The organism is Mesobacterium pallidum (assembly GCF_019966535.1).
GTDB classification, from domain to species: domain Bacteria; phylum Pseudomonadota; class Alphaproteobacteria; order Rhodobacterales; family Rhodobacteraceae; genus Mesobacterium; species Mesobacterium pallidum.
Map to the genome: position 1 here is coordinate 21727 of NZ_JAIMID010000031.1, position 26832 is coordinate 48558.

24 protein-coding genes and 2 pseudogenes are annotated in these 26832 nt (G+C 58.8%); 12 read left to right on the forward strand and 14 right to left on the reverse strand.

Annotated elements, in window-relative coordinates:
* Positions 1 to 6: 6 nt before the first annotated feature.
* From MF270_RS26095 to MF270_RS26130, 8 genes are all read right to left on the reverse strand, one after another.
* Complete coding sequence (locus tag MF270_RS26095) at positions 7 to 774, reverse strand: type IV secretion system protein (RefSeq protein WP_238368575.1); 768 nt, start codon at positions 772 to 774, stop codon at positions 7 to 9.
* The gene (locus MF270_RS26100; RefSeq protein WP_238368576.1) at positions 771 to 1883 is read right to left on the reverse strand and encodes a lytic transglycosylase domain-containing protein; all 1113 of its coding nucleotides are present in this window, start codon (positions 1881 to 1883) and stop codon (positions 771 to 773) included. Before MF270_RS26100 ends, MF270_RS26095 begins: the two co-directional genes overlap by 4 nt.
* Complete coding sequence (locus tag MF270_RS26105) at positions 1880 to 2089, reverse strand: hypothetical protein (RefSeq protein WP_238368577.1); 210 nt, start codon at positions 2087 to 2089, stop codon at positions 1880 to 1882. Before MF270_RS26105 ends, MF270_RS26100 begins: the two co-directional genes overlap by 4 nt.
* Positions 2086 to 4464: a VirB4 family type IV secretion/conjugal transfer ATPase gene (locus MF270_RS26110; RefSeq protein ID WP_027238817.1), complete on the reverse strand. Its 2379-nt coding sequence runs from the start codon at positions 4462 to 4464 to the stop codon at positions 2086 to 2088. Before MF270_RS26110 ends, MF270_RS26105 begins: the two co-directional genes overlap by 4 nt.
* The gene (locus MF270_RS26115) at positions 4454 to 4732 is read right to left on the reverse strand and encodes a VirB3 family type IV secretion system protein (RefSeq protein ID WP_027238816.1); all 279 of its coding nucleotides are present in this window, start codon (positions 4730 to 4732) and stop codon (positions 4454 to 4456) included. The genes MF270_RS26110 and MF270_RS26115 overlap by 11 nt, the downstream gene beginning before the upstream one ends.
* Before the next feature lie 123 nt (positions 4733 to 4855).
* The gene (locus MF270_RS26120; RefSeq protein ID WP_027238815.1) at positions 4856 to 5137 is read right to left on the reverse strand and encodes a TrbC/VirB2 family protein; all 282 of its coding nucleotides are present in this window, start codon (positions 5135 to 5137) and stop codon (positions 4856 to 4858) included.
* A gap of 16 nt (positions 5138 to 5153) precedes the next feature.
* Entirely contained in the window at positions 5154 to 5852 is a 699-nt protein-coding gene (locus MF270_RS26125) for a lytic transglycosylase domain-containing protein (protein WP_238368578.1), read from the reverse strand.
* Positions 5791 to 6105, reverse strand: a complete 315-nt coding sequence (locus MF270_RS26130) for a hypothetical protein (protein WP_080458281.1) — start codon at positions 6103 to 6105, stop codon at positions 5791 to 5793. Before MF270_RS26130 ends, MF270_RS26125 begins: the two co-directional genes overlap by 62 nt.
* 132 nt (positions 6106 to 6237) lie before the next feature.
* Here MF270_RS26130 and MF270_RS26135 point away from each other — a divergent pair, with 132 nt between their 5' ends.
* A complete protein-coding gene (locus MF270_RS26135; RefSeq protein ID WP_238368579.1) occupies positions 6238 to 6816 on the forward strand; it encodes a hypothetical protein in 579 nt (192 codons plus the stop codon).
* Here MF270_RS26135 and MF270_RS26140 read toward each other — a convergent pair.
* The 4 genes from MF270_RS26140 to MF270_RS26155 form a co-directional block, all read right to left on the reverse strand.
* A complete protein-coding gene (locus MF270_RS26140) occupies positions 6810 to 7010 on the reverse strand; it encodes a hypothetical protein (protein ID WP_027238812.1) in 201 nt (66 codons plus the stop codon). The genes MF270_RS26135 and MF270_RS26140 overlap by 7 nt on opposite strands.
* Positions 7011 to 7088: 78 nt before the next feature.
* Complete coding sequence (locus MF270_RS26145) at positions 7089 to 7298, reverse strand: helix-turn-helix transcriptional regulator (protein WP_040179450.1); 210 nt, start codon at positions 7296 to 7298, stop codon at positions 7089 to 7091.
* A gap of 358 nt (positions 7299 to 7656) precedes the next feature.
* Complete coding sequence (locus MF270_RS26150) at positions 7657 to 8838, reverse strand: NAD(P)/FAD-dependent oxidoreductase (RefSeq protein ID WP_036784129.1); 1182 nt, start codon at positions 8836 to 8838, stop codon at positions 7657 to 7659.
* Positions 8839 to 8870: 32 nt separating this feature from the next.
* Positions 8871 to 11486, reverse strand: coding sequence for a helix-turn-helix transcriptional regulator (locus MF270_RS26155; protein ID WP_238368580.1), 2616 nt, complete (start codon positions 11484 to 11486; stop codon positions 8871 to 8873).
* A 212-nt stretch (positions 11487 to 11698) separates the two neighbouring features.
* Here MF270_RS26155 and MF270_RS26160 point away from each other — a divergent pair, with 212 nt between their 5' ends.
* From MF270_RS26160 to MF270_RS26215, 11 genes and pseudogenes are all read left to right on the forward strand, one after another.
* A complete protein-coding gene (locus MF270_RS26160) occupies positions 11699 to 12910 on the forward strand; it encodes an alkane 1-monooxygenase (RefSeq protein WP_238368581.1) in 1212 nt (403 codons plus the stop codon).
* A gap of 173 nt (positions 12911 to 13083) precedes the next feature.
* On the forward strand, positions 13084 to 13554 hold the full coding sequence (locus MF270_RS28470) for a rubredoxin (protein WP_027238807.1): 471 nt from the start codon (positions 13084 to 13086) through the stop codon (positions 13552 to 13554).
* Positions 13555 to 13564: 10 nt separating this feature from the next.
* Positions 13565 to 15010 carry an aldehyde dehydrogenase family protein gene (locus tag MF270_RS26175; RefSeq protein WP_027238806.1) on the forward strand — a complete coding sequence of 482 codons (1446 nt, stop codon included), beginning with the start codon at positions 13565 to 13567 and terminating at the stop codon, positions 15008 to 15010.
* 31 nt (positions 15011 to 15041) lie between these two features.
* Complete coding sequence (locus MF270_RS26180; RefSeq protein WP_027238805.1) at positions 15042 to 16670, forward strand: GMC family oxidoreductase; 1629 nt, start codon at positions 15042 to 15044, stop codon at positions 16668 to 16670.
* Positions 16671 to 16820: 150 nt separating this feature from the next.
* Positions 16821 to 18443 (forward strand): long-chain fatty acid--CoA ligase, encoded by a 1623-nt coding sequence (locus MF270_RS26185; protein WP_027238804.1) that lies wholly within the window; start codon positions 16821 to 16823, stop codon positions 18441 to 18443.
* A 93-nt stretch (positions 18444 to 18536) separates the two neighbouring features.
* Positions 18537 to 19223: an OmpW/AlkL family protein gene (locus tag MF270_RS26190; RefSeq protein ID WP_027238803.1), complete on the forward strand. Its 687-nt coding sequence runs from the start codon at positions 18537 to 18539 to the stop codon at positions 19221 to 19223.
* A 143-nt stretch (positions 19224 to 19366) separates the two neighbouring features.
* Positions 19367 to 20554, forward strand: coding sequence for an acetyl-CoA C-acyltransferase family protein (locus tag MF270_RS26195; RefSeq protein WP_027238802.1), 1188 nt, complete (start codon positions 19367 to 19369; stop codon positions 20552 to 20554).
* A gap of 2 nt (positions 20555 to 20556) precedes the next feature.
* Positions 20557 to 20820 (forward strand): hypothetical protein, encoded by a 264-nt coding sequence (locus MF270_RS28475; RefSeq protein ID WP_051360505.1) that lies wholly within the window; start codon positions 20557 to 20559, stop codon positions 20818 to 20820.
* A 23-nt stretch (positions 20821 to 20843) separates the two neighbouring features.
* A pseudogene (locus tag MF270_RS26205) lies at positions 20844 to 21140 on the forward strand (electron transfer flavoprotein subunit beta/FixA family protein); the annotation flags it as partial.
* 21 nt (positions 21141 to 21161) lie between these two features.
* Positions 21162 to 22949 carry an acyl-CoA dehydrogenase gene (locus MF270_RS26210; protein ID WP_027238799.1) on the forward strand — a complete coding sequence of 596 codons (1788 nt, stop codon included), beginning with the start codon at positions 21162 to 21164 and terminating at the stop codon, positions 22947 to 22949.
* A 58-nt stretch (positions 22950 to 23007) separates the two neighbouring features.
* Positions 23008 to 25260 (forward strand): 3-hydroxyacyl-CoA dehydrogenase/enoyl-CoA hydratase family protein, encoded by a 2253-nt coding sequence (locus MF270_RS26215; RefSeq protein ID WP_027238798.1) that lies wholly within the window; start codon positions 23008 to 23010, stop codon positions 25258 to 25260.
* 33 nt (positions 25261 to 25293) lie between these two features.
* Here the strand turns inward: MF270_RS26215 and MF270_RS26220 are convergent.
* Positions 25294 to 26015, reverse strand: a pseudogene (locus MF270_RS26220) (IS30 family transposase); the annotation flags it as partial.
* A 26-nt stretch (positions 26016 to 26041) separates the two neighbouring features.
* Positions 26042 to 26832: IS66 family transposase (gene tnpC, locus MF270_RS26225; protein WP_238368583.1), on the reverse strand; the 791-nt coding region annotated here is incomplete at its 5' end.

The window sequence follows — 26832 nt, forward strand, 5'->3', positions numbered from 1 at the left end:
ACATTCTCATGGATCCACCGCCATCGAGCGGAACTTGCGCTCATCCGCGAGGGTTGCGGCGTCGACAACGCCAAGCTGGCCGGCACTGACGCCTTGCGCCGCTTCCAGCCGCCAGATCTGGGTCAGGATGATGCCGAGCTCGGCGGTGACGCGGGTGTTGAGATCGACGGCAGCTTTCAGCCCGTCCTGGTCGTCGATGAGCCCGACCATGGTTTCGAGCCGCTCAAGGCTTTGACCGGCCTCCTCGTGGCTTTCCTGCGCGGCGACGGACAACATGGCGCTGGCCCCGGCCGAGGTGGCGATGCGGTTGTCTGCGGGCTGATTGGAGTCCGAGAGCGTGCTCAGGCGCTCCGAAGTAAACCCACTGCCCGAAAGCACGCGCTCGACCGAGGCCGAAAGCTCGGCGCCGGGATTGAAGCCGCTCAGAAAATCGCCACTGGCCAAAGACTGCGCGGTGTTGAGCGGGGCGACGAGCTTGCCGCGAAGGGCGCGAAACTCCTCGACCGTGGCAAAAAGCTCACCAAGCCCGCTGCCCTCAATGAGCGAGGTCAGTTGCGCCTCGAGGTTCGTGAGCTGCGACAGCTGGGTTTCCAGTTCCAGCCGCATGGTCGCGAGCTGCTGCATCTGGACATTCAGGTCCTCGGCCATGTGCTCGAGCTGGGCCACGAGTTGACCAAGCTGCGAGCCATCAAAGGTTGGTACGCCCTGGGCCGTTGCAGGCGAGGCAAACCCGAGTGTGGTGACCGCAGCTACGGTCAGGAGAAGCTGTCTCATTCGGGAACTCCCATCTGCATGAAGTCGCGCTCGGCCAGCCGGTCGGCGACGAGGTGCTGCGCATAGGCCGCCTCGCGCTGCTGGTTTGCGGCCATCAGCCGGACGCGGAGATTGAGGATGCGGCCGATCTCGGCCTTGGCGTAGGTATTGAGTTCCCAGGCCGCCTTGGCATTGGGCTGCGCGTCGATCTGCAGGATGATCGCGCGGAGGCGATTGATGACCTGTTCGGTCGTGGCGGAGCTGTCGGCGGCGTAATAGACGCCGGCCTCGGAGATGCTGGCATATTCGGCGAGCGCAAAGTCTGAAGGTGAGAGCGTGCCGAGCGCATCGGCACCGCCCACAACGGCGAGGTATTCGTTGTAGAACTTCGAGATGTTGCGGACGTAGCCTTGGGTCTCGGCAAAAGGCGGCACGCCACCGTATTCGATCACCCGGCCCGGGCCCGCGTTATAGGCCGCGAGCGCATGGGGGATATTGCCGAAACGGTTGAGCTGGGTCGTGATGTAGCGCGCGCCACCGCGCAAGTTGTCTTTCACATCATAGCGGTCGACTCCAAGATCGGAGGCGGTGCCGGGCATGAGCTGAGTCAGCCCATAGGCTCCGACCGGGCTTTCGGCGGCGACATTAAAGCGGCTCTCCTGCTTGATCAGGGCCTGGAAGAGACAGCGCCACTGGGTGGCCGAGAGACCCGCGCGGGCCACACCGGGGGCGCCTGCGAATTCGCCCGCGACCTCGACGATCATCATCTCGACCGTCTCGCGGCCCTCGCCGAAAAGGCGGCTGTTCATCGGGTTCGGATCGGTGTTGGGATAGACCGCCGCCACTCCGAAATCCGCATTGCCCTCGAGCGCGCGGATATCGAAGCCGGGACCGATGATCGCCGCCGTCATCTCCTCGAAGACGCGCAGTTGGTCGGCCTGGACATCGGCCAACGTGGACTCCGTCCGATCCTTGTCCTGCTGGACGCCCAGATCTTCGGCAAGCGCCGTCACCCGCGCGATGGCGCGACCGATCGCGGAATTGTCCTGCGTCGGCACGCCCTGGGCATGCGCAGGCAGGGCACCGAGGCCGAGGCAGAGCCCGGCGGATATGATCGCGGCACGGCTCATTCCGGACGGGGCAGGGGCTCGAAGGAGCAGTCGGCCTTGGCCGTCTCCTGAACCGGTGCGCCCATGGTCGAGACCGAGAACGCGGACCGCGTCACCTGCGGCTCGCCATTGCGTCCGAAGCAGGGCGAGGTCTTTTCGGTGTATTTCTCGCACGCGGCCAGAAGGCTCGCGGCGGCGCAAAGCGCGACAAGGGGTTTCGAACTCATATCACATGTCTCCAGAAATCGGGGTTGGCGCGCCAATCGGCGGGCACACGGGCCTCGCCGGTGGCGCCGCCGCCAAGGATGGGAAGGAGGTTGCCGAGCGCGGAGAGATCGGCATCGATGAAGACGCTGTCGCCCGCCGAGCGCACGAGCGCGATGCGCTGGCCAATGGTCGGCTGCACGAGGAGTGCCGCCTCCTTGGCATTCACGCGCAGGAAGTCGTAATCGGAGACCGTGGCGCGGTCGTTCGGGAAGAGGATCTGAGTTGGCACTGTTTCGACGATGGTCTTGCCGACGCGGCTGTCGCGCAATTGGCTCGGGTATTGCGTCATCATGATCACGACGCAGTTCATCTTCCTGAGCGTCACCAGCCAGTTTTCCAGCCGCGCCCCGAAGTAGGGATCGTCCAAGAGCTTCCAGGCCTCGTCGAGCACGATGATGGTGGGGCGGCGATCCTCGACCACGCGTTCGATCTGGCGGAAGATGTAGGAGAGCACCGCCATCCGCTCGGTGGTCATATCGAGGATCTCGGTCATGTCGAAGCCGATGATGTCGGAGGCCAGTTCAAGCCCGGCACCCTGTTCCGGCTCATCGAAGACCCATCCGTAGCGGCCGCCTGGGGCCCATTCGGCGACGCGGGACTGTAGCTCGCCATCGTCATCGAGCGACTGGAACAGGGTCTCGAAACTCGTGAAGCGCCGGAGCGAGCCCTCGGCATGGGCATTTTGCGAGACCGCGCTCTGGATATGGCGGGATTGCTCGCCGGTCAGGGTTCCGCCCCGGGAAAGAAGGGTCGCCAGCCAATCCGAGAGCCAGGCGCGGCCACGTTCGTCGATTTCGGTATCGAGGGGGTTCAAGCCCGTGGGCACACCGGCTCGGATTTCGTTATAGCGACCGCCAAGGGCGCGGACGGCCATCTCAAGACCGCGATCTTTGTCGAAGAAAAAGAGCCGCGCACCGACCCGCTGCGCTTGGGCTGCGAGGAAAGCAGTGGTCAGTGTCTTGCCGGTGCCAGTGCGCCCCAGCACAAGGGTATGGCCAACGGTTGGTTCCTTGCCGGGGCTGCCCGTCTCGTGGAAATTGAAGCGATAGCCCGAGGTGCCGACCGTGGGCAGGACCGAGATCGTCTGGCCCCAGGGCGACTGGTCCGGGCCACGCCCTTCGACGCTGCCATGCAGGGCTGCGAAGTCGGCGAAGTTGATCGAGGAGATCGGCGTCTTGCGCGCACGGTAGCCGAAGTTGCCGGGCGACTGCGCGAAGTAGGTGGCTTTCAGCGCCATGTTCTCGCGCACGATCACCGACATGATCTCCTGGCCGACGCGTTTGATCTGGGCGGCGGCGCGTTCCAGCGTGTCGCGGTCCGGCGCGTAGACCGCGATGGAGAGGTGATGGTCGCCAAAGGCGATACGCCCCGCCTCCTGGTCATCGGCGGCCTGGCCGAGCTGTTCCCGCAGGGAGACAGCGGCATCGTCGGAGGCATGCATCTGGCGGATGATCCGCTGGATGCGTTCGGCCATGATGTTGTTCGGGATCGGGCTGAAGGAGTTCGTCAGCACGATGTCGAGCGGCAGGTCGAGCGCGTCGAGGAGCGTGACATCCGTGAGGGCCGGATAGGTCTTCATCGAAAAGAGCGCGCCATATTTGACCTGACCGGTCACGGCATCGGTCAGGGTGACGACGTCGCCATCAAAGGTGGCGCGGCAGTTGCTCAAGGTATGCGAGAGGGGCAGGGCACTTTGCCCGTAGGCAATGGGAGAGAAGCTGCCGGCGTTCAGCGTGTTGAGGTAGCCCAGCCATTCACCGCCTGACTTTGTGAGCCGCACAGGGTTTGCCGAGGAGAGCGCCACCTCGAAGAAGCCCATGACCTCGTTGAGTTCCTGCATCCGTGTCGCGCGGTCCTTGACCCAGGCCTTGCGGGCCAGCGCACGTAGGAGGGGAATGCGCGCGGAGATGTCGGGGCGCCGGATGACGCTGAGATAGAGCTGGCGCTTGGCCGGGCGAAGGTCCTTCACATGGGACTGCCAGCGCGCGTCGATCGCAGCGGCGAAACTGTCGCCCTCGATGGGGCGCATCCCGAGATCCTGCGGCACAGAGATGCGGTGGATGTAGAAGCCGAAGGCATTGCCGGTCTGGGCGACGATGGCCGCGACCGCGCGTTTGAGCGCATCGAGCCGGGCGTCTTCGCTGGTCATCGGGTTGAGCCCGTCGAGGCGCAGGGTCGCGAGGAGATCGCCCTCGCGCAGCACCATGACATCGTCATCGGTGAGGCCAAAATACGGCAGGTGCTCGGCGAGATAGCTTTCCCGCGCGAACTCCCCGCCGCCGGCTTGATGCAGTGCGGCCCCAAAAGTGGACAGGGTGCCTGCATCACGCGCCAAAGCTGTCGCCTCCGTGCAGGGCCCGGTTCTTCGTCGGGCGGACCGTGCCGTAGGAGACGCGCAGCACCTCGAAGAAATGCGGCTCGCGGTCGGCCACGAACCAGAGGATCGGATAGGCAATGATCCCGATCAGGAAGAAGACCATCGACTTGGTCCAGATGAAGGGCAGAACGACCCCAGTCGCCAAAACCACCAGGTATCCGACAGGGAGACCCAGATACTTGGGGGGACGGGCGAGGCCCAGAAAAAGGGGGGATCGTTCTGCCAACTAGATGCTTTCCCGCTTAGCTGAAATGAAGAATCCGTAGGTCGTCTCGAGGCAGCGTTTGCCGAGCAAACGCGTTCGAGAGGAACGTAGGATGTGAGGTTGCGGGAAAGTCATCGGCCAACCTCAGGAGAAGCCGTCGACGATTGTGCCCGCCGAGAAGATCAGCACGATCCCGATGATGACCGAAGCGAACCAGCCCCAGTTCAGCCGTCCCATCATGCACATGAAACCGGTGCCGATGACGGCGAGCGTCGCGACTGCAATCCCGATCGGACCGGTCAGCGCGGCCTCGACGGTTTCCAGCATGGTCTGGATGGGTGACAAGTCTTGCGCGAGAACGGGCGTTGCGAAAGCCGCCAAGGTTGTGGAGACGGGCAAGAGGCGGCTGAGGCGATGTCTGAGCATGCGAAGTTCCCTTGTTTTACTGAAGATCGATAAGGACGGGCGCGCGGGCTGGCACCTGGTCTGCGATGCGAGTGTCCGGCGCGGAAACGGGGGTGCCTGCCAGCCGGGACCGAATCCGGTGGATGCGCGCGATGTAGTCGCGGGTCTCGGTGAAAGGCGGGATGCCGGAATATTCGACGACCCGATGCGGCCCGGCATTGTAAGCCGCGAGCGCCAAGTCGATGTCCTTGAACGTGGCAAGCTGCGCGAGCAGATAGCGCGCTGCGCCGTCGAGGTTCTGAGTGGGATCGCGCGGATCAACCCCCAGGGCGCGAGCCGTGTCCGGCATCAGCTGGCCCAGGCCATAGGCCCCCTTGGGACTGACGGCGGTCGGGTTGTAGCTGCTTTCCGCCTCGACAAGGGCGCGGAACAGGACCTGCCAGTCGTCGGCGCCCAGATTAACTTGGCGCAGGGCACGGTTCCTCTGGTGGCGGACGGCAGTCGTCTGGATCAGGGAAAGGATGTCGTCACGACCGGAAGGCTGCGCAACATCCAGCGAGGCCAGAACGACTTCGGCCTCAGCGCTATCATCCAGCCCTGCCCAGGCAGGCCGCTCACCATGAAACGTCCAGCCCGAAGTCCGGGCGGTCCCGTCGCGGCCGAAGGCGATGACGTCAGCCGCGCTCCTCGAGGGTGATGCTGTAGTCAGGACCAAAGCGCAGATCGCGCCCGTCACCGAACTCGAGATGATGTTTGAAGAGCCCCGGCCATATGTTGAAATACCGCGGCTCTGGCCCGTGCGGGGTGATCCGGGTCGAGACCAGAATGGCTTCCGGCTCGCCCTCGCGCAGGTAGATGCACTGGTAGCGCGGCTTGCCATCGTCCGTGAACCCCACGAGTTCATACCGGCAGCGGTACGCGATGCCCTTCTCGGACAAGTCTTTGACACCATCGATGGTGATCAGGATCTGGTTGCGCGCTATCGGCATGTTCGGACTCTCCCCACGAGAGCCCTTCTACTTCACGACACTAAGGCCATAAAGTCATATGGAGTCAATACGACATATTGCAGAAAATTGCATATTGCACGATAGTTGCCGCAACTTTTGCGGGAGAGCGACATGAGACGACAGGTGATGGCGGCAACGATGGGTGTGATGGCGGTGTTCGGATCCCCGGAGAAGGCGCAGGCCTATGACATCGACTGCGCCATCATGCTCTGCATGGCAGGAGGGTTCCCGCCGAGCGCGGTCTGCGCACGGGCCTATCGCACGATGATCCGCCGCATCACGCCCTGGCCAAGCCTGCCGCCCTTCGGGGTCTGCACCTTTGCCCATGTGCCGGTCGAGCTGGGCGGTCCCGGCGGGGAGGGCGAACTCGACACCAACCTGCCGGAGTATGAATGGCTGAATCGCACCCATGTGATCTGGTTCGCCGGGCGATCCTACGAGCCTCGCGACGAACCCCGGCAATGGGATTGGTCGATCCGTTCCTGCGATCGCGAGAACCGGACCTGCCGCTACATCCAGCGGGTCTACGGATCCCACACGCCCTGGCCCTCGACATTCATCTCGGAAAGCGGTCAGGAGATCGCCTATCCGACCAGCGGTGGCCTTTGGCACTTCTATTCCCGCAGCATCATGGTCGAATACGGCGACTACGAGGGCAACATGGGCCACTCGGAGTGGTTCTCTTACTGATCCGAACGGTCCGATGTGTTCAGGGAAACCGGGCGAAGCTCGGCAAAGCTGACATCGAAGCGTTCTCGGTCGACATGCCAGCGGCGGCTCACCGAACCATCATTCCAACGGTAATCGGTGAACAGGTGGATCTCCTGCGTACCATCGTTCAGAAACCCGTCCTGAAAGGGCCAGCCTGTCTTTCTTTTCGCCATGTACCCGTGCCACTCGTACTGTTCTTGCCGTTCTTTCTTTCGTTGGGGAATGGCGGGATCAAAGCCGCAGGAAACAGACTAGCGTTTCGCGAAGAGTTCTTCGGGGTCGACATTGAGCGCCCGAGCGATGCGTTCGAGAAGGTCGAGGGAGGCCGCGAACTTGGCGTTCTCGACCTTGCCCATATGGCCGCGGCTCACGTCGGCCCGATGAGCAAGCTCCTCCTGGCTGAGGCCGCGGGCGCGTCTCAATTCCTGGATGTTCAGTGCTACACGGTCCCGCAAGTTCATGCCCGCGAAACGGACACGATGCGCGAAATATCGCCACGCGATATATGTTACATTCGGAGGTGCGGAGTAGAATTCTTGGAACGGCGCGTGATCGCCGGAATGGGGTGCCTGCCCAAAAGCAGGTCACGGGATGATCCGTCTCGCAAACATTATGGGCCGTTCAATTACTCTTTCGGAAAAGGGCGGCACCGGCAATACCGGTGCCGCCAGTTGGTCGTCCACAGGGAGGTTGTAGAGGACGAATTCTAAAGGAAGCGACTTTTAGCTGTAGGCTGCACAGCATTCATATTTGCTGTTGGCCATAAAATCCGAAGCACACTCCCTTCGGAAGTCGCATGGTTTTGACAGGGATTTTCAGTTACTTTGTATCTGAAAATGATACGGGAGAAATCTCTTTAACCAGTTCGCCTTGACGATGGGGAAGGTTTATAACCTCGGCTGCAACAAGACGGTCGCGGTATTTTAGGTGCACCTCCAATGACGTCGGAGGCTGGGTTGGAACGCGTCGTACCAGATCGTAACCGGCCGCTATTCCTATGGCTTGAACCTTCATGCCTTTGAGGTCGGACCAAAATCGTGGTGGTACGGGAGCTGGGCGTGTTTTATTGCAGATAGTAGCTGCTGCGATTTGTGCCTGGGAGGATGCGTTATGGACAGTTTCAATGCGCGGCTTTCCCGACACGAACGCGTTGTCACCGCGCGCGCAATCACCAATCGCGAAAATCTTGGGGTCGGATGTCCGCATGTCCTGATCCACACAGATTCCATTGTCACAAACCAAGCCCGCGTCCTGGGCTAAGGTTATATTCGGCGTCGCTCCAATACTCACCAAGACAAGATCGACCTTAATCTCTATTCCGTTTTCAAGGTTAATGGAAGAAACATGTTGATTAGCAGCGCCAAACTCTTCGAGACGCTTGTTGAACATGAAACGCACCCCAGCATCTGATAGCTTTTCAGTGATGAAGTTTGTCGCTGCCGGAGAGGCAACGCGAGCCATTGCTCGTCCACCAACCTCTATGATCGTGACGGCCTTTCCACTATCAATTGCGGCAGAGGCCACCTCGAGTCCGATCACACCGGCACCGACGATAACGACGTCGTGGCAGCCTGGGCGATTCAGTGCTTGGCGGAGTCCTGCAGAATCTCTCAAATCTCTTAGATAGTGAATCCCTTTAAGATCGGCCCCCGCCAAATCGAGGCGGCGAGGCGTTGCTCCCGTTGCGAGGATCAAGTTATCGAATTTCGTTGTTTTTCCATCCAAGAAGCGGATTCGACGCTTGTTCCTGTCAATTTTGACGACCTTGCGCGCGCGCATCAGTTCAATGCCGTTAGACTCATAGAACGAAAGAGGCCGCAAAGGGGTCGGTTTCGGTCTGTCTGAATCCAGCAACCACGCCTTTGACAGAGGTGGGCGTTGATAGGGGAGCGCCGCTTCTTCACCTATCAGCTTAATGGTGCCTTCGTAGCCGTTTCTGCGCAGTGTTGCGGCCGCAGTCGTCCCAGCGACCCCATTGCCTATGATCACGGTTGTTTCCATTTTTCGTTCCTCCCTGAGTGTGTAGAATCTTTTTAAATGAGGCCTTTCGAACGTGCGATTGACACGGCCTCGGTACGGTTGCTGGCATTTAGGGACGATAAGATTTTCCGGAAATGCCATTTGATGGTGTCTTCCGTGACATGCAGGCGCGCTGCAATTTCCTTGTTGCTCAACCCCAGTGCCGCATGCTGCAAAACCCCGATTTGCTTTCGGCTGATCGGGGCAGATATATGAGCTGCGGGGAGCTTAGTGATCGTCAGTTCATGTGCCGTTTTTCCGGCAATCGAAACTTGGTCTGCCTTTTGACCCAGGAACGCTTTTGCTGTTGGGCTGATGACCCTCAGAAAATGCCGCCTGTTTTCCAAAGTCCTGAATGCACCCAGTTGTTGTGCTTGCAGATTGGCATCGACCATCCTTTTTTTTGCTTGCTTTTCTTCGCCCATCAGATGGACGGTGGTCGCAAGCGTGCATTGCGCCCTGATCTCACCGCGTTGGTCCCTGATGGCGGCAAAGTTCGTCAGAGCTTTTCGCGCCTGCCTCTCGGCCAGACCCAGTTTCCCGTCACGCAGAAACCTTGAGGCTTCGAGCAACTCACGTTCCGCCTGGATAGCGCGATTTTGGTTTGGCAAGAAGACCAAGTCTTCGTCCGATGGGAGAGGTTCGATCCCGAGCGGGGTACTCGTTCGGGTTCCCATGGCAAAGACTTCGGTGCCCAACCGAATCAGGATACCCAACCGCTTCAAGCCGCGCTCGTTTGCCGCAAGGCGGCAGCGTTCCAGCAGCAAGAAGGCCCGCGATGTGTCACCCCGGCGAATATATACTTCGACCGCGCTTCGAACCGTGTTCCACACCACATCCGTCACCCCGAATGCCAGAGCGAAATCAAGAGCCTCTTGCAGGAGGCTGCCGTCAGGTGTGATTGTTTCGTCTTCTGCCTGGACCTGAAATTCGAAGGAGGTGAACATTCCTCTGACAAACGGCGTGCGCTCGTGGGCGACGTTTTCATCTTTCTGTGCCCGCCGGATTTCGGCGCGCGCGCCATAAATGTCGCCATTGAGCAGTCTGGCCAGGATACCGGCGGCAGCAAGCCAGCCAAACGCATAGCGGTGACGGACTGCTCCGCTTGTGACCGTGGCCGTGGCGATTTGATCTGAAAGGATAGTGAACTGCCTGTCAGAGGCGGCAATGAAGGCTCTGCAGGTCTGTGCAGCCGCCTGCCCGACGGGGTTGACCAACCCATAGATGTCAACCCATGCAGTGCAGCCTTCATCGCTTTCTTTCATTTCATCATGTGTGGCCAGACCAATGGCGTGGACCAGTTCCCCCCATCCATTCGGGTCGTCCTGTTTCGCGGGATCTGAAGCGGGCAAGGCGTTCAGTCTGTCCAGCACCTCTTGAGCTTCCTGAGCACGTTGGCCGAAGTACAGCACCCAAGCATATCCGATGGCCAAGGATGGTGTCTGGATTAATTTGAACCGAGGAATGCCGGTGAACCAGGTTATCAAGGCCTCGATCTCTCCCTGCCTCAGGGCAAGGTCCAGCAGAGCTTGTTCGCCCAGACGTTGGGCCCAATTATGATCTTGGGCCCGCAGGGCCACTTTAATGACCAAGCGGTATTCCCTTCTTCGCCAATGCCAGAATGCGATACGTTTCAGGAAATACGACTGGCGCGATCCGTTTGCCTCTATGAAACGATTGCGCAGATAATCTTTCAGCGCCCGGTTCATTTCATAGCGGTTTGGTGTTGCAGCGCTGGACGCCAAAAGGCGATAGTGCGCTTCAAGTTTAGCCAGTTTGAGGCCTGCAGCGTCCGTCTTGAACACGTAGTTGCAGATATCTTCAGTGATTTCTTCCAGCCAGCTGGCTTTCTCCAGGCAATCGCGGAGCGGTTGCGGCACCTGCGCCAGCACATCGTTTTCGAAATAGGCCTGAACCTCGGGCAGATGGACGATGCCTTCGCCTGAGGCAGTCGATTTTCCCGCCAGCGCGCACAGAAGCGGCCAGCCGCCCGTCAAATCGAACACTCTCTTTGCCTGGTCTGCGTCCAGTGACAGAACCAAGCCAGTCTCATCGAGGGTGAAACCCAAATCGTCCGGGCCGATCGTAACGACATCCGAGAGGACCGACAGAGAGACCGTCGCGTCGGGCAAGCCTTCGCTTATGACCAATCGAACGGTTTCCGGCGTTTCCAGTGTGATCGTTCTCAGAAACCTTTGCGTAGTGGCAGCGTCTGCTACGCCATCCAGGCAGATCGTGACGGGTCTTTCATGATCCGTGAGCAGGCGCAGCGCGAGGATATTCACACTACTCGTGGTCGGTTTCTCGGAGAATCCTTCGGAGGAAAGCGCCGCGACAATCGAATTCGCAATTAAATCGGCTTCAGACAGGTCCTTTGGCCAGAACGACGAAAAATCCAGGTAGATGCAGTCTTCGTTTCTTTCGAGCGCGGCTTGGGCGCACTGCGCGACCTGGACAGACTTGCCAAAACCGGGAGGCGCTTTGTAACGAAGACACTTGGCTGTCGGGTGTCCTACAAAACTTAGCCTGTCGCGTTTAAGATAACCTCGTGAGTACCTCGTACGACGGGTATTCATCCGTTCCAAAAAGTCTGAGATGTCGTCTGGGTTTGCTCTGGAGGGCGTTGTCATCCCTCCCTCCCCGAAGCGATGTATCGTTGGTGTCCCGACTCCATAACCATAGCGCGCGAAACTCAAAACTACACGAACGTGTAGTTGTTAGCTGGCCTGGTTGAGAGGATTTTGCCATCTCAGCGTCAAACGGCAGGAGGGAGCAATGCAATACGCTTACGCTTCCGGCCACCGTAAGGCCAAATGACAGCCTTTCAGGGAGGAACAGACTGATGAAGGATTTGAACGAAACGGCCGCGGCGGAAGCCGGCGCCGATGAAGCATACGTTGATAAGAAACGGTATTTTTGGATCTTGTCCGTATTCTGGCCAGCAACGCCGCTGATCGGACTTTACCTGGTCTCGGTAACCGGCTGGAGCATCTGGTACGGAACGGTGCTGATTCTGTGGTATCTGGCGGTGCCATTGCTGGACGCCATGTTCGGAGAGGATTTTTCGAATCCCCCCGAATCGGCCGTGCCTGATCTTGAAAAAGATCGCTACTATCGCGTGCTCACCTATTTGACTGTACCCATGCACTATGCGGCTCTGGTCGGGTCCTGCTGGTGGGTGGCAACCCAATCGGTCAATGCCTTTGAGTTCATTGCGCTTGCACTGTCGCTGGGTATCGTCAACGGTTTGGCACTGAACACCGGCCATGAACTGGGCCACAAGAAAGAAACATTTGACCGCTGGATGGCCAAACTGGTGCTGGCAGTCGTGGGCTATGGCCACTTTTTCATCGAGCATAACAAAGGGCACCACCGCGACGTGGCGACCCCGAAAGATCCGGCAACATCGCGTATGGGTGAAAACATCTATTCTTTCGCAACCCGCGAAATCCCCGGTGCCTTCAAACGCGCCTGGGAGCTCGAAGAAGTTCGCCTTGAGCGGAGTGGCAAGAGTGTCTGGAGCCTGGACAACGAGATCCTTCAGCCGCTGATCATTACCGTCGTTCTTTACGCCGGACTGCTGGCATTCTTCGGGCCGATCATGCTTGTGTTCCTGCCCATTCAGATGGCGTACGGATGGTGGCAGCTGACCTCGGCCAACTATATCGAACACTATGGCCTGCTGCGCGAAAAACTGCCCAACGGCAAATACGAGCATCAGAAGCCGCACCATTCGTGGAACTCGAACCATATCATGTCCAACCTGATCCTGTTCCACCTGCAGCGGCACTCGGACCACCACGCGCACCCGACGCGGTCCTATCAATCGCTGCGCGACTTCAAGGATCTGCCTGCGCTTCCTTCGGGCTATCCCGGGATGTTCTTTGCGGCGCTGGTCCCCTCGTGGTTCCGATCGATCATGGATCATCGTGTCTTGGACTGGGCCAAAGGTGACCTGAACAAGATTCAGATCGAGCCTGGCATGCGTGAGTACTATGACCGTAAATTCGGGTCGGTCGCACCTGCGCAACCTGCCGCCATGCCTGCCGAATAAAACCCTCGCATGGCGCCTCAGACTAAGGAGTTGGCCCCGATGGGGCCAACACTGACCTGACAAACAGCCCCTTGCTCTCACTCGATGACGGGGCCGCAGACACAACCGACAGAAAATCTGGAACGACGCATGTGCTTGCCTGTCAACGCACGTGTGTAAGGGAGGAATGAACAATGGCTAAATATCAATGCCCGGATTGCGGTTACACCTACGATGAAATCCAGGGCCACCCGCATGAGGGGTTCCCGCCGGGAACGCCGTGGTCACAAGTGCCCGAAGACTTTTCGTGCCCCGATTGCGCGGTCCGCGACAAAGAGGACTTTGTGCTGATCGGCGAAGCCGCAGCGCTAGCACCAACCCCGGCACCGACACTCGCTCCGGCCCCGGCACCCGAACCCGTGGCGGTTGACGCTCCTGCCGCCGCACCGCAAGCGCCTGCTCCGGTGGCACAGGCGGCCCCCGCCGCCGGAACCACCTACCGGAAATGGCTTTGCATAACATGCGGTCATATCTACGACGAAGCCCTTGGCGACGAACACGAAGGTTTCCCGCCGGGAACTCTGTTCAGTCAGATCCCCGATGATTGGTGCTGTCCGGACTGTGGCGCCACGAAAGAGGACTATGTCCTCTACGAAGAGAAGTAGGAGCGTGAACATGAATCAGGTTGCATCATTTCACGCAAAAACAGCCAGTGCCGATGACATCCGAGCGGCGTTTGACACCCAGATTCGGGCACAACTTGCCCGGCGTGCCAGTTTTGACCGCAAGGCACGCATTGCACAGCTGGACCGCCTAGCAGAGGCCGTCAAACGGAACGAGGACAAAATCATCGCGGCTTGCGCCGCTGATTTTCGCAAACCCGCCGAAGAAGTGAAACTGACCGAGATCTTCCCTGTGCTTCAGGAAATCCGGCACACCAAACACCATTTGAAGTCGTGGATGCGCCCCAAACGGGCGCGCGCCACTTTGGGGGTGTTTGGCACCAAGGCACGGGTTCGCCCCGAGGCCAAGGGTGTGTGCCTGATCATCGCGCCCTGGAACTATCCAGTGAATCTTTCGCTCGGGCCGCTGGTTTCGGCAATCGCGGCCGGCAACAGTGCCATCATCAAGCCGTCAGAAATGACGCCAAATGCGTCCCGTGTCATCATCGACATCGTGGAAGAGGCGTTCACACCGGATCTGGTCAGGGTCATCGAAGGCGACGCCACGGTTTCCCAAGAGCTACTGTCGCTTCCGTTTGACCACATTTTCTTCACGGGCAGCCCGGCAATCGGCAAGGTCGTGATGGAGGCGGCGGCAAAAAACCTGACATCGGTCACTCTGGAACTTGGTGGTAAGTCGCCCACAATCGTCGGGCCCAACGCCAATATCAAGAAGGCCGCGCGCAACATCGTCTGGGGTAAGTTCGCAAACAACGGTCAGACCTGTATCGCACCGGATCATGTGTATGTACATCGCGATGTTTCGACTGCGTTCAAGGCTGCGCTTCAGGCCGAGATCGGCCGGGTCTATGGAAAGACGCCCGAGGCTCAAAAAGCAACGCCCGACTATTGCCGGATTGTGAACGAACGTCACTTTGACAGGGTTCGCAACCTGATCGAGGATGCCCGTGCCAAAGGCGCAAGCATCCTTCAGGGCGGGCAGACAGACGCGGCCCAGAATTTCGTTGCCCCGACGCTGATCTCCGAGGTTTCGGACGATATGGAAATCACTCACGAAGAACTGTTTGGGCCGATCTTGCCGATCATCGAATATGTCGATCTGGATAAAGTTATCGACAAGATCAACGCAAACCCCAAGCCGCTTGCCCTGTATATCTTCGACAAAAGCAAGGGCTTCGCTGATCAGATCATCACGCGCACCTCTTCGGGCGCGGTGGGCGTAAACCTTACAGTGGTGCATTTCCTGCACCCGAACCTTCCATTTGGCGGCGTCAACAACTCCGGCATTGGGTCGGCCCATGGCGAACACGGCTTCAAGGCCTTTTCCCATGAAAAAGCCGTTCTGGAGGAAAAGCATTCGATCACGCATATGCTTTTCCCGCCTTACACGGGCTTTGTACGCCGTCTTATCAACATCGTGGTCCGGGTGCTTGGATAACAGCCGCCCGTAACCAATAGGGAGAGAAGAAATGTACGACTATATCATCGTCGGCGCCGGATCCGCTGGTTGCGTTCTGGCCAACCGGCTGTCGGCAAACCCGGCAAAACGCGTCGCGCTTATCGAAGCAGGCCCAAAGGACAAGAGCCCCCTGATCCACATGCCATTGGGGATCGCCTTGCTGGCCAACAGCAAAAAGCTGAACTGGGCATTCGACACCGAACCGCAAGAGCACCTGAATGGCCGCAAACTGTTCTGGCCACGCGGCAAGACGCTGGGCGGGTCGTCGTCCATCAACGCCATGGTCTATATTCGTGGCCACAAGGCCGATTACGACTACTGGGCGTCCGAGGCAGGCACGGATGTCTGGGGCTGGGACCGCATGACCGACCTGTTCAAGCGCATCGAAGACAACCATCGGTTCGGTGCAACCGAAACCCACGGTAGGGGCGGCGAGCTCTCCGTGAGTGAGCTGAAAACCGTGAACCCTCTGAGCCGTGATTTCGTACAGGCTGGGCGCGAACTGCAGATCCCCCACAACGGCGATTTCAACAGCGCCGAACAAGAGGGCCTGGGCATGTATCAGGTCACGCAAAAGGATGGTCGGCGTTGGAGCTCGGCGCAAGCTTTCCTGCGCGGGGCTGAGGCCCGGTCCAACCTTGAGATTTTCACCGACGCCCGCGTGACCCGCGTTGTCATGGAGGAAAAGACGGCAACCGGTGTCACCTTACAGCAAAGTGGCGAATATCGCCAACTGCGTCTCAATGCCGGCGGCGAAGTGATCCTGTCCGGCGGGGCCGTGAATTCGCCTCAACTCCTCCTTCTGTCGGGTATCGGGGATGCCCAAGAAATTAAACGGCATGGTCTAGCCGTCGTTCACGACCTTCCCGAGGTTGGCAAGAACATGGCCGACCACCTCGATGTAACGATTATGCATGCTGCTAGCTCACGGCGCCCGATCGGTGTCGCGCCCAGCTTTCTGCCGCGTGGCATTGGTGGTTTGTTTTCCTACATCTTCAGACGTAAAGGGTTTCTCACGTCAAATGTTGCGGAAAGCGGTGGGTTCATTAAGTCGTCCCCTGAACGCGATAGGCCGAATGTTCAGTTTCACTTCCTGCCCACATATCTGAAAGATCATGGCCGCAAGATCGCTTTTGGTTATGGCTATACGCTTCACATCTGCGATCTTTTGCCCAAGAGCCGCGGCTATATCGGCCTCAAAAGCCCGGATCCGATGGACGATCCTCTGATTCAGCCGAATTATCTTAGCGATCCGGAAGATATGGGAACGATGATTGCAGCCTTCAAAGCTGGGCGCAGGATACTCGAAGCGCCGGCAATGTCTGCGCACAGCAAATACGAAGTGCACCCCGGTAAATCTGTACAGACCGACGATGAGATCGCGGCATTCATTCGGGAAAGCGCAGAAACAATCTATCATCCGGTTGGTACATGCCGAATGGGTGCGGACAAGGATTCTGTGGTCGACCCCGAGCTTAAGGTTCGCGGTGTATCTGGGCTGCGAGTGGTGGACGCATCCATCATGCCAAGCCTTGTCGCTGGAAACACCAACGCCCCGACCATGGTCATCGCTGAGAATGCGGCCGAGATCATTCTGGGGCAGGTGCGTATTTTTGACAGGAGCCGGTCTGTTGCCTAAAAAATCTTACGAAAATCATGAAAAAACAGCCAGTTGCCAAGGATGCGATGGGGTTTGTTGTAAGAAACTGCAAGCCGCGACTAGCGGCTTGCGAGCCTACCAGACCGACCAAATAGCCGCTCCTAAACACAAATCCGGAAAGGAAGCTAAATGCGCGGACAAATGATGGCGATGCCCCTCACAATACACTCACTCATTGATCACGGCGCTCGCTATCATGGCAACACCGAGATTGTGTCGGTGGAAACAGATGGCACAAAGACAAAGACGAACTGGAAAGGGATTTCGGATAGAGCCCGTCAGCTCGGCTCCGCGCTGACAAAGCTGGGGCTCTTCCAAGGGGATCGCGTGGCGACGATCGCGTGGAACAACGCGCGGCATCTGGAATGCTACTTCGGCATTTCCTGCGGTGGAATGGTGTGCCACACGATCAATCCACGCCTCTTCCCCGAACAGCTTGTCTATATCATCAACCACGCGGAAGACCGGGTCATCTTTTTTGACAAGACGTTCCTGCCGATCATCGAAGGGATCAGGGAAAACCTGACGACGGTCGACACCTTCGTTCTCATGTCCGCGCGTGACGAAAAGGCAGCCAGCAAGATCCCCGGACTTATATTCTACGAGGACTTCCTGGCCACGGGGGACGAAAACGCCGATTGGGTGGATGTCGACGAGAATGACGCCTCCAGCCTTTGCTATACCTCCGGCACCACGGGTAATCCCAAGGGCGTTCTTTATTCGCACCGCTCTACGGTGTTGCATTCCTTGGGCGCGGCCCTTCCCGATACGCTGAATATTTCAGCGCGCGAAGTGATGATGCCGGTGGTTCCGATGTTCCACGTTAATGCCTGGGGCATCCCCTATGCCGCCGCGATGGTCGGCGCAAAACTGGTCCTGCCCGGTCCGGGGCTTGACGGTGACAGCCTCGCACGGCTGATCGACGACGAAGGCGTGACGGTCGCGCTTGGTGTTCCTACAATCTGGCAGGGGCTTCTCGCATCGCTCGACAAACTCGGCTCCAAAGCCGAGACCCTCACACGGACGGTGGTCGGCGGATCGGCCTGCCCGCCTTCGATGATCGCCGAATTCCGCGACAAATATGGCACCGAAGTCGTGCACGCTTGGGGCATGACCGAAACCTCGCCTCTCGGGACCGCGAATGCCTTGCTGGAACGCCATGCGGGCATGACCAAGGAAGAACAGGCCAAAGTGCGCGAAAGCCAGGGCCGCCCGCCCTATGGCGTGGAACTCAAGATCGTCGACGATGAAGGCAGTACACTTCCCGAGGATGGGGCGGCGCAAGGCAATCTTCGCATTCGCGGCCATTGGGTCGTAGACAGCTATTTCGGTGCGGAACCGGGTACGACTTTGGAATCCGATGGATGGTTTGAAACCGGCGATGTGGCCTCGATTGATGCCGATGGGTTCATGACGATTCGAGACCGCTCCAAGGACATCATCAAATCGGGCGGGGAATGGATTTCCACCGTCGAACTTGAAGGAATCGCGGTCGCTCATCCCGGTATTGCAGATGCCGCCGCAATTGCGGCGAAGCATGTAAAATGGGACGAACGGCCGGTCCTTGTCGCTGTCAAGGCACCAGGGGCAAAAGTGTCAGAGAAGGATGTGATTTCCTTCTTCTCCGACAAAGTCGCCAAATGGCAGATCCCGGATGCGGTCGTTTTTGTGGATGAACTTCCACGAAACGCAACTGGCAAAGTGCTGAAGAACAAGCTGCGGGAAGCATATGGAGACGTGCTTCTGGCGTAGCCTGAAAACAGGCAGGCGGATTTGCAGATCGCATGTTCCGCCTCCTTGAGACCGAGCAAAATGCGCGGAAGAACGACTAAAAGGGAGGAATAAATGAAACAATCTAATGTAAAATCCAAGGGGCCTTTTGCCTCGAAGTTTGTGTTAATCACGATGCTTGGTTGCTTTTCGTCGTTCAGCGTCGCAAATGCGGAACCGCTTTACTCCAAAGGCGACTGGCTTTTTGGCCTGAATGCGGCGAAAGTATTCACGAACGAAACGTTGGATTCAATCAGCGCGGGCGGTGCGCCAATACCGGGGTCTGGTATCGATATCTCCGATGACACCACACTGAGTTTCGATGTTTCTTATTTCTTGAATTCATCTTTGGCATTGAATTTTTTTGGTGGTTTTCCTGCAACCGCCGATCTTACAGGAACCGGCAGCTTGGGGGGGATGACCGTCGGAGAGACAAAATACGGCCCTGCCATCTTGTCGCTTCAATATCACTTTCCGACTAATTCATCCGTTAGCCCTTATGTTGGTGCCGGTATCGCTCGAATCTTGTTTCTGGAAGAACAAGGGGATGCACTTGCGGACTTCGACTTGAAAGACGCTTGGGCGCCTGCTCTCCAAGTTGGAATGCGCTATCAAATGAGCGATAATTGGTTTGCTAATGCCGATATACGTTACACGCCATTCGAAACAGATATCTCTGGGACACTCGGCGGGGCACCGGTCAGAGGCAAGGTTTCGGTGGACCCAACAATCTTGAATATCGGTGTTGCCTACCGGTTCTAGGGTCTCGTTTCTGACGGAAGTAACCCGGAGCGCGCGTGTCGCGCCTCGGAACATTTACTTCCGAACTTCTTGAAAAATGATTTCTGTACTGGGCAACGGACCAACGCGGTCTTCTTGATGCAGAACGAAGCAACGGTGAAAAAATGAAAGATATCGTAGTATTGGACGGTGCGCGAACAGCCATCGGAACCTTTGGAGGGGCTCTTGCCAACACGTCGCCTATCGAGCTTGGGGAGATCGTGGCGAAGGAGGCGATTGCTCGCTCTGGCATTGATGGCAGGCAAATTGAAAATGTGGTGTTTGGTCATGTTATTAATACTGAGCCGCGTGATATGTATCTTAGCCGCGCGGTCGCAATTGGGTCCGGAGTGCCAGAAGAAGCGCCCGCAATGAACGTAAACCGGCTCTGCGGTTCTGGGCTTCAAGCCATCGTGTCTGCGGCGCAGTCGTTGATTCAGGGAGATGCGGCCATAGCACTTGCCGGTGGCAGCGAAAGCATGAGCCGCTCGCCGTATATCATGCCGGCCATCCGCTGGGGGCAAAAAATGGGCGACACTGGTGCAACCGACATGATGCTCGGCGCACTCAATTGTCCGTTTGGCACAGGGCATATGGGGGTCACGGCGGAAAATGTTGCCTTAGAATATGCAATTACCCGCGAGGCTCAAGACGAGTTTGCACTGCAAAGTCAGGAGCGCGCCCTGAACGCGATCAATAACGGGTATTTCAAATCCCAGATTGTTCCCGTCGAGGTGAAGGGCAAACGCAACATGGTGTCTTTTGATACTGATGAACATCCTAAGGCAAGTACACTGGAATCGCTTGGAAACCTGCGCCCAGCCTTCCAGAAGGATGGTACAGTCACGGCGGGAAATGCTTCGGGCCTAAATGACGGGGCCGCCGCAGTTGTATTAGCGACTGCAGATACTGCAGCCAGAGCGAGATTGAAACCGCGAGCAAGGCTGCTCGGCTATCATATAGCAGGCGTGCGTCCGGACATCATGGGGATTGGGCCAATTCCAGCGGTATCAGGTCTTCTAAAGAGAACAGGACTGACAATTTCAGATTTTGATGTGATCGAGTCGAATGAGGCTTTCGCGGCGCAAGCTCTAGCTGTGAGCAAGACTCTTGGTTTGGACAATAACAAGGTGAATCCCAATGGTGGCGCAATAGCACTTGGACACCCGATCGGGGCATCGGGGGTTATAATCTTTCTAAAGGCGCTCTACGAGCTAGAGCGTACAGGTTTGAAACGGGCTCTGGCAACCATGTGCATTGGTGGTGGGCAGGGCATCGCGGTTGCTCTGGAAGCTATCAGGCCTTCGACGTAAACGTGCCGCTTTTGAACACGCTTGTCGATGGCTACAGGGTTGTTCTGGCCGCGCCGATCACCCAGCTCAGTCAGCTGATGGGATCGAACTTGATCATCGGCCCCGGACTCTCCATGGGCGTGCTTAACGACGGGCTCGCCTACAGCAAATACCGACCCTGTCCGCTATTGGTGAAATACGTCGAAGTCGGCTGGCTCGGACAAAGGACCAAACTCGGATTTTACGATTTTCGCGGCGAGGACACGATTCCCGTTCCAACCCGCTGACCCTTGAAGAAAGGAATAGACCCATGAAGGTGCTCGTTCCCGTCAAACGGGTGATTGATTACAACGTTAAGGTCAAGGTTAAGGCGGACGGCACGGGTGTCGATCTTGCCAATGTGAAGATGTCGATGAACCCGTTCGACGAGATTTCTGTCGAAGAGGCGATCCGTATGAAAGAAGCCGGTGTGGCTTCCGAGGTGGTGATCGTGTCCATAGGTGAAAAGAAAACCACCGACACTATTCGCAACGCTTTGGCCATGGGCGCGGACTTCGGCCTCGTCGCAGATCTGTTTGATGTTGTCCCGGAATTGACTGAGAAACTGTGATAAAAAGGAATTGAGGCAATGACCTATGTTGCGCCAACAGAAGAAATGATGTTCGTCCTTGAAGAACTTTGCGGGCTGGACGAAATTTCGCAACTACCCGGGCTTGAGGAAGCCAGTCCCGACATAGTGGGAGCGATCCTCGAAGAGGCGGGGAAATTTGCAGGCGATGTGCTCGGACCGCTCAACGCTGCGGGCGATCAGGCTGGGCTCGGTTTTGCCATGGGGCAGGTGACGACACCGGAAGGCTGGCGTGTCGCCTATGACACGCTGGTCGAGATGGGTTGGAACGCGCCCACGGCGGCGCCGGATCACGGAGGAATGGGCCTGCCGGAGGTGGTGAACGCCGCCATTATCGAAATGTTCAATGGCGCGAACACGGCGTTTCAGCTCTGTCCGCTTTTGACCCAGGGCGCGATTGAGGCGATCAACGGCTATGCCTCCGATGATCTCAAAACGCTCTACCTGCCGAAACTCGTGACCGGGGAATGGACCGGGACGATGAACTTGACTGAACCGCAGGCCGGGTCTGATCTGGCCGCTATCCGCACGAAAGCGGTGCCGGAGGGGGATCACTACCGGATCAGCGGGCAGAAAATTTTCATTACCTATGGCGAACATGACCTGGCGGAAAACATCATCCATCTCGTGCTCGCGCGCCTGCCAGATGCGCCCGCAGGCGTCAAAGGAATTTCGCTTTTCATTGTGCCGAAATTTATTCCCGATGCCGAGGGCACTCCGGGGTTGCGCAATGACCTGCGTTGTGTGTCGATTGAACATAAACTGGGCATTCACGCCAGTCCGACCTGCACCATGTCTTATGGCGATGAGGGCGGTGCCATCGGCTATCTGGTGGGTGAGCCCAACAAAGGGCTTCAGTACATGTTCACCATGATGAATAACGCGCGTTTGGGCGTGGGCCTGCAAGGTGTCGGTATTTCCGAGGCGGCCACGCAACATGCGGTGCGCTACGCGATGGACCGTGTGCAGGGCGGCACGCCCGAGGGCGCGGAAGCGGCCATTATGGGACACCCGGATATTCGCCGGATGCTGGGCCTGATGAAAGCGCGGACTGAAGCGGCAAGGGCTTTGGCATTTCGCGCGGCGCGGTCTCTGGATTTTGCGCATCGCGCAGAGGAAGACAAGACTCGTGCGCACCATCAGCGGCGCGTAGATCTTTTGATTCCGGTGGTGAAAGCCTGGTCAACGGAACTATCGGTGCATGTGGCATCTTTGGGCGTCCAAATCCATGGTGGCATGGGCTATATTGAGGAAACGGGCGCTGCGCAGCACCTGCGGGATGCGCGGATCACCACGATATACGAGGGCACGACCGGCATTCAGGCGCTCGACCTAGTGGGCCGCAAGATCAAACGCGACAACGGCACCGCCGCGCGCGAGCTGATCGCCGAGATGAATGCGACCGCCGAGGGGCTGAAGACGCAGAGCGGCGGGGACGCCGATTGGTCCGGACTGAGCGCGATGGTCGAAGAGGCTGCCGGAATCGTCGGCGATCTGACCGACTGGCTAGTGGCGCAAAACGGTACGGAGCCCCTGTCGGCAGCTGTCAATATCCTTGAGGCTTTTGGGATTTGCCTCGGCGCCTGGGTGATGGGCGATGCCGCAATTTCGGCGTCCAAGCGTCTTGCAGAAGGGCGCAACACGACCCATGCAAAGGCCAAGCTGAGCATGGTGCGGTTCTATGCCTCAAATGTCTTCCCCATGGCGGCGGCACTTCATGCGATTTCCAAGACTGGCAATGGCGCGACGCTTGCGCTGACGGCGGCGGATTTCGACCTCGCGATCTGAGGTCCTTCGGCGCGGGTATCTTCGCCCACGCCAACACATAGTGAAGTCTGGAGATATCATGAGCACGATCAAGACGGCCTTCGGGGTCGAGGATTTGGGATGCCGGCGCGTAGCGGTGATCGGCGCGGGAAATATGGGCGGCGGGATCGCAGCGCAGTTTGCCAATGCGGGGATTGCCGTCGATCTGCTGGATCGGGCGGGGCCGGATGGGGTGCGAGATGCGCCCGCTGAACGAGGCCTTGCGCAACAGATCGCGCGACAGGCGTTCATGGGGGAGGCGCCCGTCAGCCTGGTGCGGGTCGGCAATACCGAGGACCATCTGGAACGTGTGGCGGAGGCGGATTGGATCGTCGAAGCCATCCTTGAAGACCTCGACCTAAAACGTGCACTTTACGAACGGATCGAGCCTTTGCGCAAACCCGATGCGATTGTCTCCTCCAACACCTCGACCATTCTGCGCGGACGGCTGATCGAAGGGCGCGGTGCGGCGTTTCAGGATCATTTCTTGATCAGCCATTTCTTCAACCCGCCCCGGCGCATGGCACTATTGGAACTGATCGGATCTGAGGACCGGGTGGCGTTCGACCGCGCTGCCGAGATTGGGCGAAAGGCGCTTGGCAAAACCGTGATCGAATGCCGCGACACGCCGGGTTTCATCGCCAACCGACTGGGCTGTACCTGGCTTTCGGTGGCGGTGGTCGAGGCGTTGCGGCTTGGGCTGACGGTCGAGGAGGCAGATGCGGTGCACATGGCCTTTGGCGTGCCGCGCACGGGCGTCTTCGGCCTGCTGGATTTGGTCGGGCTTGATGTCGTCAAACCCATCTGGGGCTCGTTGATGGCGGCGCTGCCCCGGACGGACGCGATCAATGCGTTCGATCTGCCGGGGCAGGGGGTAATTACGGATCTTGTTTCTGCCGGGCGGTTCGGGCGCAAAAGCCGTGCCGGGTTTTACCGTAAGTCCGAGAGCGGTGCGTTGGAGGCGCTTGACCTGAACTCCGGCGTGTATCGTGCGCATAGCGGGTTCGCGCAGAAAGACCTGCCGGGGGCGGGGCGCGATCTCGATCTTTTGTTGAATAATGACACGGCCTCTGGGGCCTATGCGCGGGCGGTTCTGGCGCAGGTGGTGGACTATGCTTTGATCCACGCGGGTGAGATTGCGCCCTCGCTCAAGGAGACGGATCTCGGGATGGAGTTGGGCTATGCTTGGCGCGCGGGACCGGTAGCGTTGTGGCGGGAGCTGAGCCCTGAAACGCAGGCGCGTCTGCGGGCGCAGATGCCCGAAGGCGTGCCGTTCGAGGCGCTGGCGACTCCGGTCGTGCGGAGTGGCGAGGCGGACCGGCTGAGCCGGGCACAGGCCGCAGGCCAAGCACTGGCCCAAAATTCCTCTGCAGCGCTTTGGGATCTGGGCGATGATGTGATCTGCTTGGATATTCGGAGCAAAATGCACGCCCTTGCCCCCGCGGTCTTCGACATTCTCGAAGAGGGGGTGAGCCGCTTGAACGGCGCTGCGCGCGGGATGGTTGTCGGCAATCACAATCCGCGGGTGTTCTCCGCAGGTGCCGATCTGTCAAAGGTGGTGGCGTGGATCGAGGGCGGAAAATGGGCGGCGATCGAGGCCTTCATCACGCGCGGGCAAATGGTTCTCGCCGCCCTGCGGACGGCCCACACGCCCAGCGTCGCCGCGATGCACGGGCTGGCGCTTGGCGGTGGGTGCGAGTTGGCGATGCATTGCACGGGCACAGTGGCCCATGCCGAGACGCGGATCGGTCTGCCCGAACATCTTGTCGGTCTGGTGCCGGGCTGGGGCGGATGTCGGCGACTGTTGGACCGAGCCCGCGCCACAGCATCGCACGAGGCGGATTTGTCGGACCGGATCACGAGGGCCTTTCACGCGGCCACACTTGAGGCCCCCGCTGGGTCGGCGCGTGAGGCGGGGGATTTGGCTTTGTTGGATCCGTCTCAACCGGTGGTCATGCGTGACGACGATGTCTTTGCCGCAGCCCTTGCGCATCTCGACACATTGGAGCCGAGGCAGGGCGCGCAAGAGGTGGTGACATTGCGTCTGGATCGGCAGGCGGTTCTGAGCGGGTTGTTGTCGGAGCGCGAAACTGCCCGAGACGATGGGCGGATTACGCCGAACGCTTTTGCGCTTCAGTCGCGCATTGCCGAGATTTTCGCCGCAGGAGGGGCAGGGACGTCGGAGGCCGATCTGGCTGCTCTTGAGAGCGAGGTGTTCATGGCGCTGGTCGCGACGCCTGAAACGCTTGCGCGGATTGGCCACATGCTTCGGACCGGCAAACCGCTCCATTAAATGATGGCTCAAGGGTCGTTGCGACGGTTTCCGCTATCTCAGTTTCATCAGTTCTTCCCTGAATGCTTCAGTTGGTGTGCGCCATCCCAGACACTTTCTGGGCGTGCCGTTCAAGCGGGCAAAAATCGACTTCATATCTCGATTTGAGAGCGCGGCGACAGGCGCATCTCTTGGTAAGTAGCGCCGAGCACGCTTGTTCAGGTTTTCGACGGAACCCTTTTGCCACGGGGCTTGAGGATCACAGAACCATGCCTCGGTTCCGATTCCAGGTTTCAGCTTGCGCCGTTTCCAAACTCAATACCTCTATCAAAGGTGATCGATTTACGGGCTGTTTGGAGCAGGGGTTCCATCACAGTCATTAGCTTGTCCATCAGATGCGTTGTGCTGCGGTCGTTGTTACGGAACAGGACGGCGAAGCGGGTCTTCCGCTCAACGAGCGAGGCGACGTTCATCTTACCCTGAGCACGCTCGAAAATCATCAAATCGCCTTCCCATTCGCCAAAAGTCTCACGAGTATCAACGTAGTCGGGTCGTTCATGGATGGACCGATCTGGCGGGAAAACAAGGCCACGGGACCTGCGTGAATGGTGCGGTCTCCGTTTCTTGCGCCGGTTTGGTAGGTATCGGGCCAGCTCTTTGGATTGGCCGTCTGGACTGTAGACATAAGCATAAATTGTCTCGTAGCTCACACGAACTGTCTGGCCTTCAAAGTGCAATCGACCCGCGATCTGTTCGGGAGACCAACCTTCTTTGAGCGTAACCGGCCGGTAAGGACCGCAGCTTAGGCGACGGCCTTTGCCTCTTTGGATTGTGGCACCCAGTTCCACGGCAGGAGCTCGTCGAGGCGATTGATCTTGTGATCTCCGATGCGGGCAAGGATGTCTGCCAGGTAGGCTTCGGGGTCGTGGCCGCTGAGCTTCGCGCTTTCGATGATCGTCATGGCTTTCGCGAGGGTTTCACCCCCGGCATCGGCCCCGGCGAAGAGCCAATTCTTCCGACCAATCACCACGGGCTTGATCGCACGCTCGGCCGGGTTGTTGTCGATGGCCACGCGGCCGTCCTCCAGGAAGAGCGTGAAGGAGGGCCAGCGGCGGAGCGCGTAGCGGAAGGCTTTGGCCAGTGCGCTCTTGCCGGAGACCCGGCCGAGCTGGGCCTCCGACCACGCCTTGAAGTCCTCCGCCAGCGGGCGCGTGCGGGTCTGCCTAACGCGTCGCCGCTCTTCGGCGGAGCAGCCGGTGATCTCGCGTTCGATGTCGTAAAGCGCGCCGATACGGTCCAGCGCCTCCCGGGCGATCTCCGACTTGGTGCCGGTCCAGACATCGTGGAAGTCCCGGCGCAGGTGTGCCCAGCAGGCGGCCTCCCGGATGCGCACCGCGCCGGTAGCATCGGGCTCATAGAGCGCCTTGAAGCCCGTATAGGCGTCCGCCTGAAGGATGCCGCTGAACTCGGCCAAATGGCGGTGCGGATGCGCACTCTTCCGGTCCGGTGAGAAGAAGTAGTTCACCCTGAACAAGTCCCAACGCATTGATTTTGTTTTATGAAGCGGCGTTTTCAGTATTCTGGAACTGCAGG

What these genes read in the sequence shown, in the direction of transcription:
- MF270_RS26095 (WP_238368575.1), bottom strand. Translation starts at nt 774, where the DNA reads ATGAGACAGCTTCTCCTGACCGTAGCTGCGGTCACCACACTCGGGTTT.
- MF270_RS26105 (WP_238368577.1), bottom strand. Translation starts at nt 2,089, where the DNA reads ATGAGTTCGAAACCCCTTGTCGCGCTTTGCGCCGCCGCGAGCCTTCTG.
- MF270_RS26160 (WP_238368581.1), top strand. Translation starts at nt 11,699, where the DNA reads ATGAAGGATTTGAACGAAACGGCCGCGGCGGAAGCCGGCGCCGATGAA.
- MF270_RS26120 (WP_027238815.1), bottom strand. Translation starts at nt 5,137, where the DNA reads ATGCTCAGACATCGCCTCAGCCGCCTCTTGCCCGTCTCCACAACCTTG.
- MF270_RS26100 (WP_238368576.1), bottom strand. Translation starts at nt 1,883, where the DNA reads ATGAGCCGTGCCGCGATCATATCCGCCGGGCTCTGCCTCGGCCTCGGT.
- MF270_RS26215 (WP_027238798.1), top strand. Translation starts at nt 23,008, where the DNA reads ATGAGCACGATCAAGACGGCCTTCGGGGTCGAGGATTTGGGATGCCGG.
- MF270_RS26150 (WP_036784129.1), bottom strand. Translation starts at nt 8,838, where the DNA reads ATGGAAACAACCGTGATCATAGGCAATGGGGTCGCTGGGACGACTGCG.
- MF270_RS26190 (WP_027238803.1), top strand. Translation starts at nt 18,537, where the DNA reads ATGAAACAATCTAATGTAAAATCCAAGGGGCCTTTTGCCTCGAAGTTT.
- MF270_RS26185 (WP_027238804.1), top strand. Translation starts at nt 16,821, where the DNA reads ATGCGCGGACAAATGATGGCGATGCCCCTCACAATACACTCACTCATT.
- MF270_RS26210 (WP_027238799.1), top strand. Translation starts at nt 21,162, where the DNA reads ATGACCTATGTTGCGCCAACAGAAGAAATGATGTTCGTCCTTGAAGAA.
- MF270_RS26180 (WP_027238805.1), top strand. Translation starts at nt 15,042, where the DNA reads ATGTACGACTATATCATCGTCGGCGCCGGATCCGCTGGTTGCGTTCTG.
- MF270_RS26175 (WP_027238806.1), top strand. Translation starts at nt 13,565, where the DNA reads ATGAATCAGGTTGCATCATTTCACGCAAAAACAGCCAGTGCCGATGAC.
- MF270_RS26130 (WP_080458281.1), bottom strand. Translation starts at nt 6,105, where the DNA reads ATGCCGATAGCGCGCAACCAGATCCTGATCACCATCGATGGTGTCAAA.
- MF270_RS26195 (WP_027238802.1), top strand. Translation starts at nt 19,367, where the DNA reads ATGAAAGATATCGTAGTATTGGACGGTGCGCGAACAGCCATCGGAACC.
- MF270_RS28470 (WP_027238807.1), top strand. Translation starts at nt 13,084, where the DNA reads ATGGCTAAATATCAATGCCCGGATTGCGGTTACACCTACGATGAAATC.
- MF270_RS26140 (WP_027238812.1), bottom strand. Translation starts at nt 7,010, where the DNA reads ATGGCGAAAAGAAAGACAGGCTGGCCCTTTCAGGACGGGTTTCTGAAC.
- MF270_RS26135 (WP_238368579.1), top strand. Translation starts at nt 6,238, where the DNA reads ATGAGACGACAGGTGATGGCGGCAACGATGGGTGTGATGGCGGTGTTC.
- MF270_RS26155 (WP_238368580.1), bottom strand. Translation starts at nt 11,486, where the DNA reads ATGACAACGCCCTCCAGAGCAAACCCAGACGACATCTCAGACTTTTTG.
- MF270_RS26145 (WP_040179450.1), bottom strand. Translation starts at nt 7,298, where the DNA reads ATGAACTTGCGGGACCGTGTAGCACTGAACATCCAGGAATTGAGACGC.